Consider the following 14,782-nt stretch of genomic DNA (forward strand, 5'->3'; position numbering starts at 1 on the left):
GCCGCCCCTCTCCGTCCGGTGCCCGTCGTCAGCCGACCCGCAGGCCTCCCAGCAGGGCCGGGTCGCCCGCCACGTCCAGCGCGTCGAAGCTGATCCGGCCCATCAGCGCCAGCAGCAGATCGCTCGCCGTGCCGGCCACCTGTGCCCGGGCCCGGTGGTCGTCGTGGTCCAGGATCGTCGCGGTGTCCAGCAGCGCGACCCCCTCACCCCGCAACCGCAGGTACCACTCCTGGGCCGCGTCGGTCGCGGTCAGCTGCACCACGCCGCGCCACTGCCCGGGCTGCACCCGCCGGCCCGCCGGCAGCCAGGTGTCCAGCACCTCACTCACCCCGTCGGCCGCGAGCTTCGCCTCGATCGGATCACCCGCACCGATCGCGAGTTGGGCGTCCCAGCGGTGCACGGCCGTCTCGTGCGCCATCCGACGCGGCCAGAAGGCCGCCTTCTTCGGCTGCGGCGCGAAGTTCCAGGCCGGCGCCTCCGGATCCGCCGCCTCCAGCAGCGCGGTGATCCGCTCGTACTCCCGCACGTACCACTGGGCCGGCGTCAGGTCCGCCGGCGGCTCCGGGTCGTGCCGCTCCGGGCGGGTGGTGCCACCGGCGGTCAGCACGGTGCCCGCCCAGACGTACACGCGGGTCAGGTGATGGGCGAGATCGGTGACCGTCCAGCCGGGACAGGACAGCACGGGTGTCTCGGGCGGCGCCTCCGAAACCGCCGCGGCGAAGGCGGGACCCTCCGTGCGCAGCGCGCCGATCCAGAAGTCCTTCGTGTGGTGCAGTCTGCTCATCGCCATCCTCCCGGGGGTGACCGGGCCACCAGTGGGTGCGCCGGCTACCCCTCAGCCTAGGGTGAAAGGCGTGTCAGACGTCTACGCCGAACCGGCTACTGCCGGTGAACCGACCGATCCGGCCACCCTGGCGCGCTACACCACGCTCCGGCTCGGCGGACCCGCCGGGCGGCTGGAGATCGCCGAGGACGCCGCCCAGATCGTGCGAAAAGTGCAGGAAGCGGAGGCCCGCGAGCAGGCCGTGCTGGTGCTGGCGGGCGGCAGCAACGTCGTGATCGGCGATCAGGGCTTCCCCGGCACCGTCGTGCTCGTCCGCTCGCGCGGGTTCCAGGCCGTGGCCGAGGAGGGCGACACCGTCACGGTACGTGTCGAAGCCGGCGAGCCGTGGGACGACTTCGTCGCCGCCACCGTCGAGCGCGGCTGGTCCGGGCTGGAGTGCCTCTCCGGCATCCCCGGCTCGGCCGGCGCGACACCGATCCAGAACGTCGGCGCGTACGGCCAGGAGGTCGCCGAGACCATCGTCGCCGTCGAGGCGTACGACCGGACCGAACGCCGGGTGGCGCGGATCGCGGCTGCCGACTGCGGGTTCGTCTACCGGGGGAGCATCTTCAAGTACAGCGACCGCTGGGTGGTGCTCTCGGTCGACTTCCGGCTCACCCGGTCCCCGCGCTCCGGCCCGGTTCGCTACGCCGAACTGGCCCGGGCGCTCGGTGTCGAGGTCGGCGACCGGGTGCCGCTGGCCGAAGCCCGGGCCACCGTGCGGAAGCTGCGCGCCGGCAAGGGCATGGTGCTGGACGCGGCCGACCCGGACACCTGGTCGGTCGGCTCGTTCTTCACCAACCCGGTGCTGCCGGGCGAGGTGTTCGAGCAGGTACGGGAACGCGCCGCCGAGGTGGGTGAGCCGCCGCACTGGCCGGGCGCCGACGGCACGGTGAAGGTCAGCGCCGCCTGGCTGATCGACAAGGCGGGCTTCGGCAAGGGGTACGCGGGCCCGGAGGGCGTCGCCATCTCCAGCAAGCACACGCTCGCGCTCACCAACCACTCCGGCAGCGCCAGCACGGCCGCGCTGGTGGCGCTGGCCCGCGAGATCCGAGACGGCGTCCAGTCCCGCTTCGGCGTAACCCTCCACCCCGAGCCGGTCCTGATCAACTGCACCATCTGACCCGCGCCCCCGCCCCTCCCACTCCCCCTCCCACCCCCGCGATCTTGCACTTCCGGCCCTCGGTCCGAGCGGTTTGACCCGTATTGCCGGGGCAGCAAGTGCAAGATCAACACTTGCCTCGAAGGGTTCCGCCGAGGGTTCCAGGGGAGGGGTGACGCCTCCCTTGATCTTGGAGTTGTGGTGCCTCGTGAACTGGGCCAAACGGGGCAAGGTGGGCGCCACAAGTCCAAGATCGGCGGGGCGGCGGGCGGGGGCGGGGGCGGGCGGGTCAGCGGGGGGAGATGGCGGGCCAGGGGAGCGTGAGGTTGCCGTGGCGCCACGTACGAGGGCTGTCCTGGACGGGCCAGCCTGACTCCTTCACCGCCTCTACCGTCCGCAGCCAGCGCTGCCGGGGGCCGAACGGGGCGTAGCCGGCGGCCGCGCGCCACGCCTGCTCCAGCGCCTCGATCAGGTCGTGGATGCGTTCGCCCGGCACGTTGCGGTGGATCAGCGCCTTCGGCAGCCGCTCGGCGAGCGTGGCCGGGCTCTCCAGCGTGGTCAGCTTCGCCGACAACGTGAGCGTGAGAGGGCCGGTGGCGTCCAGCAGCACCCAGGAGCCGAGCCGCCCCAGCTCGTCGCAGGTGCCCTCGACCAGCAGCCCGCCCGGCGCGAGCCGCCCGACGACTGTGTGCCAGGCGTCGGCCACCTCGCTCTCGTCGTACTGGCGGAGCACGTTGAACGCCCGCACCAGCGCGGGACGCAGTCCGGCCAGTTCGAAGCCGCCCCTGGCGAACGTCAGCCCGGGCGGGTCGGCAGCGGGCAGGGCGGCGGCGACGCGTACCGGATCGATCTCCAGGCCGACCACCCGCACGTCGGCGCGGACCCCGGCCGCGAGACGGGCCCGCAGCTCGACCGGGGTGACCGGGGTGGCGCCGTAGCCGAGGTCGACCACGAGCGGGTCGGCGGCGGCACGCAGCGCGTCGCCGCAGGTCTCGACGATCCAGTTGTCCACCCGCCGGAGCCGGTTGGGGTTGGTGGTGCCCCGGGTGGCCACGCCGAGCGGACGCTCCATCAGGACTCCCGGTGCACCTTGTGCTGCGCGGCCTGGGCCAGCGGGCGGACCACGAGCCGGTCGATGTTGACGTGGTGCGGGCGGGTCGCGCACCAGGCCACGCAGTCGGCCACGTCGTCGGCCACCAGCGGTTCGGCGACACCGGCGTAGACCGCCTCGGCCCGGTCGGCGTCACCGCCGAAACGGACCAGGCCGAACTCCTCGGTCTTCACCATGCCGGGGTCGATCTCGATCACCCGGACCGGTCGGCCACACAGTTCGAGCCGCAGCGTGCCGGCGACCGCGGTCTGCGCGTGCTTCGCGGCCGTGTAGCCGCCGCCGCCCTCATAGACGACGTGCCCGGCGGTGGAGCTGACGATCACGACGGTGCCGGCCCCGGAGCGCTCCAGCGCCGGGAGCAGCGCCTTGGTGACGCGCAGCGTGCCGAGCACGTTGACGTCGTACATCCATTGCCAGTCGCCCACGTCGGCCGTCTCGACCGGGTCCAGGCCGCGCGCGCCGCCGGCGTTGTTCACCAGCAGCGTGACCGGCCCGGGGGCGGCCTCGGCCGCGGCGGCCAGCCCGGCGACCGACTCGTCCGAGGTCACGTCGCAGGCCACCGCGCTCGCCGCGCCGCCGGCCGCCTCGATCTCGGCGACCAGCGCGGCGAGCCGGTCGGTACGCCGGGCGGCGGCGAGCACGTGGAATCCCTCGGTGGCGAGCCGGCGGGCGGTGGCCGCGCCGATCCCGCTGGACGCCCCGGTGACGATGGCGACTGAAGTCATCCGGACATTGTCCACCGCCGCCCGGCTGCGCGCGGTGATGAGGTCCGTCACGCCGGGGACCCGGCGAAGGGCATTTCCGAACCCCGATGGGGAAGATGAGATCCGGCACACGGGTTGACCGAGAAGCGCCGGTCGTGCGGGACGGCATCAACCGTGACAGAGGGAGCGGACGTGGCGGATTTGCACACCGGTGTCGGTCGTCAGCGAGGTGCCCTGCCGTGGCCGCGGCCGCGCCGTATCGCCACGCTCTCGGTGCACACGTCGCCGCTGCACCAGCCCGGCACCGGTGACGCGGGGGGCATGAACGTCTACATCCTGGAGGTGGCCCGGCGGCTGGCCGAGGCCGACGTCGAGGTGGAGATCTTCACCCGGGCCACCGCCGGTGACCTGCCCCCGGTGGTCGAGGTGGCGCCCGGCGTGTCCGTCCGGCACGTCACCGCCGGGCCGCTGGAGGGGCTGACCAAGGAAGAGCTGCCGGGCCAGCTCTGCGCCTTCACGGCCGGGGTGCTGCGCGCCGAGGCGGCCCGCCCGCCGGGCCACTACGACCTGATCCACTCGCACTACTGGCTCTCCGGTCAGGTCGGCTGGCTGGCCAAGGAGCGCTGGGGCGTACCGCTGGTGCACACCGCGCACACGCTGGCGAAGGTCAAGAACGCCCGCCTCGCCGCCGGGGACCGCCCCGAGCCGAAGGCCCGCGTGATCGGCGAGGAGCAGGTGGTCACCGAGGCGGACCGGCTGGTCGCCAACACCCGGGTCGAGGCCCGTGACCTGCTCGACCGGTACGCGGCCGACCCGGACCGGGTGGCGATCGTGGAACCCGGCGTCGACCTGGAGCGGTTCCGTCCCGCCGTCGGTGACCGGGACGCCGCGATCCGCGCCGCACGCCGCCGGCTCGGCCTGCCGGCCGACGGGTACGTGGTCGCGTTCGTCGGCCGCATCCAGCCGCTCAAGGCGCCGGACGTGCTGGTCCGTGCCGCCGCCGCGCTGCGTGAACGGGATCCGGCGCTGGCCGACGAGCTGACCGTGGTGATCTGCGGCGGGCCCAGCGGCAGTGGCCTGGACCGGCCCACCGCCCTGATCGAGCTGGCGCACGCGCTCGGCATCGCCGACCGGGTGCGTTTCCTGCCGCCGCAGACCGGCGCGGACCTGCCCGCCCTCTACCGCGCCGCCGACCTGGTCGCGGTGCCGTCGCACAACGAGTCGTTCGGCCTCGTGGCGCTGGAGGCCCAGGCGTGCGGCACGCCGGTGCTGGCCGCCGCCGTGGGCGGCCTGGTCACCGCGGTACGCGACGGCGTCAGCGGCATGCTCATCGACGGCCACGACCCGGTCGACTGGGCCCGGGCGCTGGCGCGCCTGCTGCCCGATCCGGTACGCCGTGCCGCGCTGGGCCGGGGCGCCGAGCGGCACGCCCGGGACTTCTCCTGGCACCGCACCGCCTCCGGCCTGCTCGCCGTCTACGGGGAGGCGATCACCGAGCACCGGGCCCGGCTGGCGCGGCGGCTCGGCGACCCGGCGATGCTGTGCTCCTGGTGATCACCCGTCCGGCGGCCCCGGTCGACCGGTCGTAGAGTGGGTGCGATGAGCCGCAGGAGTGAGGTCGCCGCGCTGATCGAGTCCGTCTGCGCCGAGCGCGAGCTGGAGTGGGAGTCGACCGGCGAGGCGTCGTACGCGGTGACCCTGCCGGGCACGCACAAGCTCAAGACGATCTGCAACCTGATCGTGGGCGAGCACGCGCTGCGGGTCGAGGCGTTCGTGATGCGCCAGCCCGACGAGCGCCGCGAGGAGCTGTGGGCCTGGCTGCTGCAGCGCAACGCCCGCATGTACGGCGTCTCGTTCTCCATCGACGCGGTCGGCGACGTCTACCTGACCGGTCGGGTCAACCTGGCCGGGGTCGACGCCGACGAGCTGGACCGGCTGCTGGGCTCCGTGCTGACGTACGCCGACGAGTCGTTCGACAGCATGCTGGAGATCGGCTTCGGCACGGCCATCCGCCGGGAGTGGGAGTGGCGGGTCAAGCGCGGCGAGTCGACTGCCAACCTGGCCGCGTTCGCGCACCTCTTCGAGCCGTCCGCCACTGCCGGATCGCCCGCCGGAGGTTCGGAGCCCTCCTGACGGGTATGCCGCCCCGCGCGGTGCGGAGCATTGGGACCCACCGCGGGCCGAGGACGGACTGTCGAGGAGCGTGTCCCATGGCTCAGCGCAACAGCTCAGGTCGCGGCACGACTGCGACTCGGACCAAGCGGCAACCCGGCAACCAGACGCCGAACACCCCGAGGGTGTCGGAGTCGGCGATCTCCCGGATGAAGGTGGACGACATCCGCAGCCAGCTCAAGCGGCGCGGGGTCTCCGGGATCTCCGCGCTGCGGAAGCCGGAACTCGTGAAGACCCTGGCGCGGACGATGCGCGGGGAGGGCGGCGCCGCGCGGCGCAGCTCCGGACCGGCCGGGCGGCCGGCCGCGACCCGCAAGAGCACCGCCGCGAAGAAGACCACTGCCCGCCGGGCCACGTCGCCGGCCAAGTCCGCGCCGGCCGCGCGGGCCACCGGTGCCAGGGCCAAGGCGACGGGTACGCGCAAGGTGGCCCCGCCCCGCGCCAAGGCCACCTCGTCGCGGGCGACCGCGACGCGCGCGAAGGCGGCTCCGTCCCGCGCGAAGGCCACGCCCGCCCGGGCGAAGAAGGCGGCTCCGTCGAGGGCGAAGACCGCTCCTTCGCGCGCCAAGGCGGCACCGGCCCGGAAGGCGACGTCGGCTCGGGCGCAGAGCGCGCCGACCCGTGGGCCGGCGTCCAGCCGGTCGATCGGATCGTCGCAGCTCATCACGTCGCTCGCGGACCGGCCGGAGCGTCCGGGCCGCAGCCTGGTCACCCGTAACCACGAGGTGATCCAGCGCTGGGCGCGGGCGCGGGGCGCGAAGCCGGCCACCATCGCCGGCACCGAGCGTGCGGGCCGGCCCGGGGTGCTGACGTTCAACATCCCCGGCTACCGGGAGAGCAGCCGGATCCGGGAGATCACCTGGGACGACTGGTTCCGGACGTTCGACCTGCGGCGGCTGAACCTGATCTACCAGGAGCAGATGCGGGACGGGCGGCAGAGCAACTTCTTCCGGACCGAGAACCCGAATCGCGAGGACGGCTGAGGTTTACGGGAATGGACCCCGGGAACCCGGTGTTTGCCATCCCAGGGACCGCAGCACGGACAGCCGGATTCCCGACACGGACGCTGTGACGGGCAAGACAGCGATCTGGGTTGAATCCGGAATCTGGGCGAACTAACTTTATTGCACCGCGTCACGCTTGTTTCCGTTCGGGGGAGCGGTGGATCGATCAGATCCGCGCAGGCGAGATGCGAAGATCGGGTGGAGCACGCCGTTGGGGGACGGTGCCACCCGTGGAACCGGCGGCGCGAGCGGGCGACGCTTACGGGGGTGAGTGTCGCCCGCCGCCGCCGGGCGTACGGTCAGAGCGCCCATCTCGACGGGGGTCGGGATGGGCGCTCTGCCGTTGTCGGCGCTCAGCGGGCAGACGAGACCGGTTCCACGGCTGCCGCCCGCAGCGCGGCGACCCGGCGCTCCCGGGGCGGCCCGGCGAGCAGGTGCCCGGCGGCGGCCAGCAGCCCGAGCGCGCCGACCACCAGCCAGTGCCGCTCGCCCAGATGTTCCAGGCTGAGCCCGCCCAGCGCCGGCGCGACGAACGACGCGGCCGGGAACGTCAGGTAGAACACCGACTGGTAGCGGGCCCGCAGTTCGGGTGGGGCGAGGTCGGCGTTGATCTGCGCGTTCGGCGGTGCGGCGAGCATCTGCCCGGCCGTCCAGACCACCGCCGCGCCGAGGTAGAGCGGCAGCCCGTCGGCGACTGTCAGCGTGCCGAACCCGAGCGCCATCAGAGCGGTGGAGGCGGCCAGCACCGTCGACTTGCGGTACGGCTCGATGAGCCGGGGCACGAACAGCTGCCCGACCACGATGAGCGCCCCGCCGAGCGCCACCACCAGCCCGTACGCCGACGGGCGCAGGCCGTCCGCGCGCATCGCCAGCGGCATGATCGTGGAGGTCTGCATGGTCAGCACGGCCAGCAGGAATGTCAGCCCGACGAACACCAGGAACGTGCGGTCGGTGAGCGCGGTGTGCAGCCCGGGACGGCGTCCCATCACCGCCCGTGGCGTGAGCGCCGGCCGCCGGGTGAGCGTCTCCGGCACCTTCAGCGCGATCACCACCGCCGCCGCCAGCGTGGCTGCGGCGTCGACCAGGAACAGCGCGGTGAAGCTGGCCTCGGCGAGGATTCCGGCCAGCAGCGAGGCCACCGCCATGCCCAGGTTGAACGCCCAGAACTGCAGGTTGAACGCGCGGGAGCGGCGCGCCTCGGGTACCACGTCCACGATGGCCGCCACGAACGCCGGGCTGGGCATCGAGTGCGCCACCCCGACCAGCGTGGCGAGTACGGCGATCACCGCCAGGTGCGTGGTGAACGCCAGCGCCGCCATCAGCCCGGCGGCGACCAGGTGGGCGGCGAGCAGCGTGGCCCGCCGTCCCCAGCGGTCGGCCAGCACACCGCCCAGCAGCGTGCCGGCCGCGCCGCCGATCCCGTACGCGCCGACCACCAGTCCGGCCAGCGACGGCGGGGCGCCCCGCGCGACGGTCAGGTACAGCGACAGGAACAGCAGCGCGAACGCGCCGGCCCGGTTGATCAGCAGGCCGGACCAGAGGTACCAGAACGTGGCGGGGAGCCCGCCGGCCGTGTCGTCCCACCAGCGCCGCAGGCCGTGCACCAGTCCTCCAGGAAGGTTTCCTTACCGATTCCGTCCCGTACGGTATCCACCCGCCTCGGGGCGGTCGCGTCGGGGCGTACTCAGGAACCGGCCCGGACCGGCGCGGCGGGTGCGGTGGCCGCGGCCTCGGCCGCCTCGGGCGCCGGGGATGCGGTGGCGGTGACCGGCGCGACCGGCGTGCCCACTGCGCGCAGCGCGAGCGCGCGGCGCTCCCGGGCCGGGCCGGAGATCAGGTGGGCGACGGCCGCCACGACGCCGATGCCCGCGCAGCCGAGCCAGAGCGTGCTGTTGCCGGCTTGCTCGCGGACCAGGCCGCCGAGGATCGGCGCGGCGGCGCCGGCGAGCTGCCAGGACAGCGAGAAGACGCCCTGGTAGCGGCCGCGCAGCGCGGTCGGCGACAGCTCCGCGATCAGGGTGGCGTTGGACGGCGAGTTGAGCATCTCGCCGACGGTCCAGATCAGCACGGTCAGGCCGTAGAGCCAGACCGTGTCGGCGAACGCGGTGAGCCCGAAACCGGCGCCCATCACCAGCGACGCGAGCGCCAGCACGTGCGAGCGGCTGCGGCCCTTGATGAGCCGGGGTACGAAGAGCTGGCCGACCACGATGAGCACGCCGTTGAGCGCGATCACCGAGCCGTACGTGGCGGGGCTGAGCCCGGAGTCGCCCATGGCGATCGGCAGCATCGAGATGTGCTGGAGGAACACCAGCGCGGCGAGCAGGTTGAGCGCGACGAAGCCGAGGAACACCCGGTCGGCGAGGATGGTGCGCAGCGCGCCGGCCGGCGCCGGCATCCCCTTGGCCGGCAGTACGGTGACCGGGCCGCGGGTCTCGCCGACCTTGGCGAAGATGATCAGCGCGGTCACGAGTGTGGTGGTCGCGTTCACCAGGAACAGCAGCAGGTAGCTGCCCTGGGCGGCGAAGCCGGCGAGCACGGCGGCGCAGGCGAAACCGAGGTTGATGGCCCAGTAGTTCAGCGAGAAGGCGCGCAGCCGGTCCTTGTCCGGCACCACGTCGACCATCATCGCGCCGAAGGCCGGGCGGGCCGCCTCGGCGAACGCGCCGAGCAGCAGCGCGCCCACGGCGACCGCCCAGAGCGGCCGGGCGAGGCCCAGCGCGATCATCATGCCCGCCGCGCCGACGTGCGCGACGAGCAGCGTGGGCCGCCGTCCCCAGCGGTCGGTCAGGGTGCCGCCGATGGTGGTGCCGACCGCGCCGCCGGCGCCCCAGAGACCGATCACCAGACCGGCCTGGGCGGCGGAGAAGCCGCGTTCCTGGGTCAGGTAGATGGCCAGGAAGATCAGGACGAACGAGCCGAGCCGGTTGATCAGCGTGCCGGCCCAGAGGTACCAGAACGTCCGTGGCAGGCCACCCGCCGTGTCCTGGAACCAGCCTCGTACCGTCCGCATCCCGACGCCCCCGTGTGGTAATGACCGATCTGTTTAAAGCGCCTTACAACCTAGTGCCGGGCCGGAGGCGTGGTCATCAGGTTTTCCACGTGGTGGTCGTCACGACCGGTCGGCGCGTGTCCGTCGCGCCGGTACGGCAGGATGATCGGCATGACTGCGAGCGAGGGGCCCACCGTCGGGACGCTGGTCCTGCTGCGGCACGGCGAGAGCGACTGGAACGCCAAGAACCTCTTCACCGGCTGGGTCGACGTCGACCTGACCGCCAAGGGAGAGACCGAGGCGCGGCGCGGCGGCGAGCTGCTCCGCGAGCACGACCTGCTGCCGGACGTGGTGCACACGAGCCTGCTGCGCCGGGCCATCCGCACCGCCGAGCTGGCGCTGAACGCCGCCGACCGGCACTGGATCGCGGTGCGCCGGTCGTGGCGGCTCAACGAGCGCCACTACGGCGCCCTGCAGGGCAAGAACAAGAAGCAGACCCTCGACGAGTACGGCGAGGAGCAGTTCATGCTCTGGCGCCGGTCGTACGACACGCCGCCGCCGCCGATCGACGACGCGGACGAGTGGTCGCAGGTCGGCGACCCCCGGTACGCGCTGCTGCCGACCGAGCTGATGCCGCGCACCGAGTGCCTGAAGGACGTCGTCGACCGGATGCTGCCCTACTGGTACGACTCGATCGTGCCGGACATCCTGGCCGGCCGGACGGTGCTGGTGGCCGCGCACGGCAACTCGCTGCGCGCCCTGGTCAAGCACCTCGACCAGATCTCCGACGAGGCGATCGCCAAGCTGAACATCCCCACCGGCATCCCGCTGCGCTACGACCTGGACGCCGACCTGCGTCCCCAGGTGCTCGGCGGCACGTACCTGGACCCGGACGCGGCGAAGGACGCCGCCGCCGCGGTAGCCAACCAGGGCCGCTGAGCTTGGTGTAAGGAAGGGCCCCTTTTTAACGTCTGCGGTAGAGGAAGGGCCCCTTATTAACGCACAGCTGTTAATAAGGGGCCCTTCCTTGCGCGCGGGCCGGGGTCAGGCGGACGTCGAACCGGTGATCAGGTAGACCACGTGCTCGCCCGCGTTCACCGCGTGGTCGGCGAAACGCTCGTAGAAGCGGCCCAGCAGCGTCGCGTCGATCGCCGTCTCCACCCCGTACGGCCAGTCGTCGCCGAGCAGCACCCCGAACAGGCTCCTGTGCAGGTCGTCCATCGCGTCGTCGTCGCCGTCCAGCTCGGCGGCCACGTCGGCGTCCGGCTTGGCCAGCACCGCGCCGATCTTCTCGGCCATCCGGTCGGCGATCCCGGCCATGTCGGTGAAGACCGGCCGCAGCTCCGCCGGGACGGCCGGGGACGGGTGCCGGCGCAGCGCCGTCTTGGCCACGTGGTCGGCCAGGTCGCCCATCCGTTCCAGATCGGCTGCCACGTGCAGCGCGGTGATCATGGCACGCAGGTCGGAGGCGACCGGCGCCTGCCGGGCCAGCAGGTCGCAGACCCGCTCCTCCACGTGCCGGTACAGCTCGTCGATCTCGGCGTCCCGCGCGATCACCGTCTCGGCGGCCGTCCGGTCGGCGGTCAGCAGACCCTTCGTGGCCTGCCGCATGGCCGCGCGTACCGCCTCGGCCATGTCCACCAGCAACTGGCTGACAATCTGCAGGTCGGCCCGGAACTCGTCGCGCATCGTCACTTCCTGGGGTCGGTGCCGCGACCCCGAGGGGTACGGCGGGAGCAGGTGCGCGCCCCACGCTAGGCCGAACGGTCGGCACCAGGATGAACGTGGGTGAACGACGCGGGGCCCGCAGGTGAACTTTGCCGGAAGCGAGAGTGGTTCGTCCCTTTGTGCCCGATCCCTGGGTTAACAATGACCCTACGATCGCCGGGTGGAATGGGCGGTGGCGGTCGCGGTGGCCGTGGCGCTGGTGACCGGGCTGGTCGCCGGGGCGACGCTGTCCGGACCGGTTGAGCAGTGGCGGCGCCGGCGGGCGTCGCGGGGCGGCGGGACCACCCGTCGTGACGCAGGGAGGCCGACGATTCCGGACGACCAGCAGGGGGGCCTATCCGGGCTCGGACGCAAGACGATCGACTCGCTGCGTGCCGGCGTGGTGGTGCTCGGCCCGGACGACGTGCCCGTCCTCGTCAACCCGGCCGCCCGGGCGATGGGTCTGCTGCGTACCGGGGCGACACCCGGCTCGATCGCGGCGCACCCGTTGATCCGTACCCTCGCCGGGCAGGTCCGCCGCACGGGCGTGCGGCGCGAGATCGAGCTGGACCTGCCCCGGGGCCGCGACGGCGGTGGCGACAACCCGCTCGGCGTGCACCTGCGGGCGATGGGACTGGGCTCCGGCTACGTCTCGATCGAGGCCGTCGACGTCACCGAGTCGCACCGTCTCGCCCGGGTACGCCGGGACTTCGTGGCTAACGTCAGCCACGAGCTGAAGACACCCATCGGCGCGCTGCAACTGCTCGCCGAGGCGCTCGTCGACGCCACCGAACCGGCCTCCGACGGCGCGCCCGACCTGTCCGAGGACCTGGTCGCCGCGCGGCGGTTCGCCGAGCGGATCCAGCACGAGTCGACCCGGCTCGGCCGCCTCGTGCAGGAGCTGCTGGAACTGACCCGCCTCCAGGGCGCCGAGCCGCAACCCGCGCCCGAGCCGGTCTCGGTGGACTGGGTGCTCGCCGAGGTCGTCGACCGCACCCGCACCGCGGCCGCCGCCCGCCGGGTGGAGATCGCCGTCGGCGGGCAGCGGGGCCTGACCGTGTACGGCAGCGACAGCCAACTCGCCACCGCGGTGGCGAACCTGGTGGAGAACGCGATCACCTACTCCGGCGAGGACACCACGGTCCGGGTGACGGTCACCGGAACCGACGAACACGTCGAGATCGCCGTGGCCGACCAGGGCATCGGCATCGCCCCGAACGACGTGGACCGGATCTTCGAGCGGTTCTACCGCGCCGACCAGGCCCGCTCCCGCGCGACCGGCGGCACCGGCCTGGGACTGGCCATCGTCAAGCACATCGCCAGCAACCATGGCGGCCGGGTGGACGTGTCGAGCACTCTTGGTGGGGGGTCGACGTTCACCCTCCGGTTGCCCGCCCGCCCCCCGGACGACCTGGAGACGACACTCGCCTCCGCTGGGATCGAGGCCGGCCCGGCCGAGCTCCGGCAGGTCTGACCACAGGAAAGGAAACACCCGTTGAGCCGCGTACTGGTGGTCGAGGACGAGGAGTCGTTTTCCGACGCCCTGTCCTACATGCTCCGCAAGGAGGGTTTCGAGGTCTCCGTCGCCGCGACGGGCACCGACGCCCTCACCGAGTTCGACCGGACCGGCGCCGACATCGTGCTGCTCGACCTGATGCTGCCGGAGATGTCGGGCACCGAGGTGTGCCGGCAGCTCCGCCAGCGCTCGCACGTGCCGATCATCATGGTCACCGCGCGGGACAGCGAGATCGACAAGGTGGTCGGCCTGGAGATCGGCGCCGACGACTACGTGACGAAGCCGTACTCGCCGCGTGAACTGGTCGCCCGCATCCGGGCGGTGCTGCGCCGGCAGAGCGCCGAGTCGAACGAGACGGGCGCGCCGACGCTCGCCGCCGGCCCGGTCCGGATGGACATCGAACGGCACGTGGTGACGGTCGGCGGCGCCGGGGTGCAGCTTCCGCTCAAGGAGTTCGAGCTGCTGGAGCTGCTGCTGCGCAACGCCGGGCGGGTGCTCACCCGCGGGCAGTTGATCGACCGGGTCTGGGGCGCCGACTACGTGGGCGACACCAAGACGCTGGACGTGCACGTGAAGCGGCTGCGCTCCAAGATCGAGCCGGAGCCGTCTGCGCCGCGCTACATCGTCACGGTCCGAGGCCTGGGCTACAAGTTCGAGCCCTGACCCCCGGGCCGGCCACCCGCCCGTCCCCCCGTCCACGCCGTCCACCCGTCCACGCCCCCCGTCGATCTTGGAGTTGTGGCGCCCAGGATGCCCGGCTTGACACCTTTCGCGAGGCACCACAACTCCAAGATCCCCGACCCTCGGGGCCTCCCGGGGGAGTTCTCGACCCCCACTCTCCGCCCGACCCTCCCTAGAGCGCGCGATCTTGCACTTTGGTGCCCCGCAAACCGGGCGAATCGGGTGCTCGGAGGGCGCAAACTGCAAGATCGCGGGGCCGGTCGCGGCCGCTTCGCTCTCGTCCAGCGCACCGTCCTGCCCGCTCGCGTCGATCATGAACTTGGCGGTGCTTGGTGTCCGGCTTGTCACCGTTAACCTCATGATCAACCCGGCGTGGGGGCCTGGTGAAGGCTTGTCGGACCTTGGAGTTGTGGTGCCCAGGATGCCCGGCTTGACATCGTTCGTGAGGTGCCGCAACTCCAAGATCGCGGTGATCAAGGGGTTTGTGTTCTCGTGGGTGCCGGAAAGGGCCGCAAACTCCTTGATCAACAGGGCGTGGAGCGAGGCGGCCGGGCTGGGCGCGGTGGGGTTTGGCGTGTGTGGGCGGGTTGTCGGGTTTGGGGGTGGTGGGCGGCACTTTGGTGGCGGAATCGTGGGCGGGCCGGTGGCGTTGTAACCGGGTGAACGACCGAGCAAGGCCGCGCCCCCGAGCGCGTCGGCTGTGGGGACAGACCTCAGGCCGTTGAGTACGTGCGGCGGCGTGAGCCGCGGGGAATGATCCCGCTCGGCTGGTCGTTGAACACGGTTCCGACGACGTGAGCCCCGCGCCGCACCCCCGACAGCGTGAGCTGGCCCGGGAATGATGCCGGGCCGACGGTCGTTGGACATCCTTCCGGCGCCGCGTAGAGGCCCCCGCCCCGCGAGCAGCCGGGATCCCCCTTGAGACTTTCTTGAGCGCCTGACGGTGCCCACGCACCCCCGGTCCCCCCGGGGG

13 protein-coding genes are annotated in these 14,782 nt (G+C 72.7%); 7 read left to right on the forward strand and 6 right to left on the reverse strand.

Annotated elements, in window-relative coordinates:
• Positions 1-28: 28 nt before the first annotated feature.
• The gene (locus tag HA073_RS27320) at positions 29-790 is read right to left on the reverse strand and encodes a maleylpyruvate isomerase family mycothiol-dependent enzyme (protein ID WP_369799322.1); all 762 of its coding nucleotides are present in this window, start codon (positions 788-790) and stop codon (positions 29-31) included.
• Positions 791-854: 64 nt separating this feature from the next.
• Here HA073_RS27320 and HA073_RS27325 point away from each other — a divergent pair, with 64 nt between their 5' ends.
• The gene (locus HA073_RS27325) at positions 855-1,946 is read left to right on the forward strand and encodes a UDP-N-acetylmuramate dehydrogenase (protein ID WP_043328055.1); all 1,092 of its coding nucleotides are present in this window, start codon (positions 855-857) and stop codon (positions 1,944-1,946) included.
• A 268-nt stretch (positions 1,947-2,214) separates the two neighbouring features.
• Here the strand turns inward: HA073_RS27325 and HA073_RS27330 are convergent, their stop codons facing one another.
• On the reverse strand, positions 2,215-2,997 hold the full coding sequence (locus HA073_RS27330) for a class I SAM-dependent methyltransferase (RefSeq protein ID WP_166457604.1): 783 nt from the start codon (positions 2,995-2,997) through the stop codon (positions 2,215-2,217).
• Positions 2,997-3,761: an SDR family NAD(P)-dependent oxidoreductase gene (locus HA073_RS27335; protein WP_166457605.1), complete on the reverse strand. Its 765-nt coding sequence runs from the start codon at positions 3,759-3,761 to the stop codon at positions 2,997-2,999. Before HA073_RS27335 ends, HA073_RS27330 begins: the two co-directional genes overlap by 1 nt.
• 171 nt (positions 3,762-3,932) lie before the next feature.
• Between HA073_RS27335 and mshA the strand changes: the two genes are divergently transcribed.
• From mshA to HA073_RS27350, 3 genes are all read left to right on the forward strand, one after another.
• Positions 3,933-5,294 carry a D-inositol-3-phosphate glycosyltransferase gene (mshA, locus tag HA073_RS27340; RefSeq protein ID WP_166457606.1) on the forward strand — a complete coding sequence of 454 codons (1,362 nt, stop codon included), beginning with the start codon at positions 3,933-3,935 and terminating at the stop codon, positions 5,292-5,294.
• A 45-nt stretch (positions 5,295-5,339) separates the two neighbouring features.
• Entirely contained in the window at positions 5,340-5,873 is a 534-nt protein-coding gene (locus tag HA073_RS27345; protein ID WP_043328058.1) for a YbjN domain-containing protein, read from the forward strand.
• Between the two features lie 77 nt (positions 5,874-5,950).
• Positions 5,951-6,895 (forward strand): hypothetical protein, encoded by a 945-nt coding sequence (locus tag HA073_RS27350; protein ID WP_166457607.1) that lies wholly within the window; start codon positions 5,951-5,953, stop codon positions 6,893-6,895.
• Positions 6,896-7,269: 374 nt separating this feature from the next.
• Here HA073_RS27350 and HA073_RS27355 read toward each other — a convergent pair whose 3' ends face one another.
• The gene (locus HA073_RS27355; RefSeq protein WP_043328060.1) at positions 7,270-8,520 is read right to left on the reverse strand and encodes an MFS transporter; all 1,251 of its coding nucleotides are present in this window, start codon (positions 8,518-8,520) and stop codon (positions 7,270-7,272) included.
• An 80-nt stretch (positions 8,521-8,600) separates the two neighbouring features.
• On the reverse strand, positions 8,601-9,926 hold the full coding sequence (locus tag HA073_RS27360; RefSeq protein ID WP_166457608.1) for an MFS transporter: 1,326 nt from the start codon (positions 9,924-9,926) through the stop codon (positions 8,601-8,603).
• Between the two features lie 150 nt (positions 9,927-10,076).
• On the opposite strand from HA073_RS27360, the gene HA073_RS27365 reads away from it, so the two are divergent.
• Positions 10,077-10,844, forward strand: a complete 768-nt coding sequence (locus HA073_RS27365) for a phosphoglyceromutase (protein ID WP_043328063.1) — start codon at positions 10,077-10,079, stop codon at positions 10,842-10,844.
• A gap of 105 nt (positions 10,845-10,949) precedes the next feature.
• Here HA073_RS27365 and phoU read toward each other — a convergent pair whose 3' ends face one another.
• Entirely contained in the window at positions 10,950-11,594 is a 645-nt protein-coding gene (gene phoU, locus HA073_RS27370; protein ID WP_064446849.1) for a phosphate signaling complex protein PhoU, read from the reverse strand.
• Positions 11,595-11,793: 199 nt separating this feature from the next.
• Between phoU and HA073_RS27375 the strand changes: the two genes are divergently transcribed.
• Together HA073_RS27375 and HA073_RS27380 are read left to right on the forward strand one after the other, a co-directional pair.
• A complete protein-coding gene (locus HA073_RS27375) occupies positions 11,794-13,086 on the forward strand; it encodes a cell wall metabolism sensor histidine kinase WalK (protein WP_043328065.1) in 1,293 nt (430 codons plus the stop codon).
• A 21-nt stretch (positions 13,087-13,107) separates the two neighbouring features.
• Positions 13,108-13,791 carry a response regulator transcription factor gene (locus tag HA073_RS27380; RefSeq protein WP_030504594.1) on the forward strand — a complete coding sequence of 228 codons (684 nt, stop codon included), beginning with the start codon at positions 13,108-13,110 and terminating at the stop codon, positions 13,789-13,791.
• Positions 13,792-14,782: the final 991 nt, after the last annotated feature.

Source organism: Micromonospora sp. CMU55-4 (genome assembly GCF_011602315.1).
GTDB lineage: Bacteria > Actinomycetota > Actinomycetes > Mycobacteriales > Micromonosporaceae > Micromonospora > Micromonospora chalcea.

What these genes read in the sequence shown, in the direction of transcription:
- HA073_RS27320 (WP_369799322.1), bottom strand. Translation starts at nt 790, where the DNA reads ATGGCGATGAGCAGACTGCACCACACGAAGGACTTCTGGATCGGCGCG.
- HA073_RS27330 (WP_166457604.1), bottom strand. Translation starts at nt 2,997, where the DNA reads ATGGAGCGTCCGCTCGGCGTGGCCACCCGGGGCACCACCAACCCCAAC.
- HA073_RS27335 (WP_166457605.1), bottom strand. Translation starts at nt 3,761, where the DNA reads ATGACTTCAGTCGCCATCGTCACCGGGGCGTCCAGCGGGATCGGCGCG.
- HA073_RS27345 (WP_043328058.1), top strand. Translation starts at nt 5,340, where the DNA reads ATGAGCCGCAGGAGTGAGGTCGCCGCGCTGATCGAGTCCGTCTGCGCC.
- HA073_RS27350 (WP_166457607.1), top strand. Translation starts at nt 5,951, where the DNA reads ATGGCTCAGCGCAACAGCTCAGGTCGCGGCACGACTGCGACTCGGACC.
- HA073_RS27360 (WP_166457608.1), bottom strand. Translation starts at nt 9,926, where the DNA reads ATGCGGACGGTACGAGGCTGGTTCCAGGACACGGCGGGTGGCCTGCCA.
- HA073_RS27365 (WP_043328063.1), top strand. Translation starts at nt 10,077, where the DNA reads ATGACTGCGAGCGAGGGGCCCACCGTCGGGACGCTGGTCCTGCTGCGG.
- phoU (WP_064446849.1), bottom strand. Translation starts at nt 11,594, where the DNA reads ATGCGCGACGAGTTCCGGGCCGACCTGCAGATTGTCAGCCAGTTGCTG.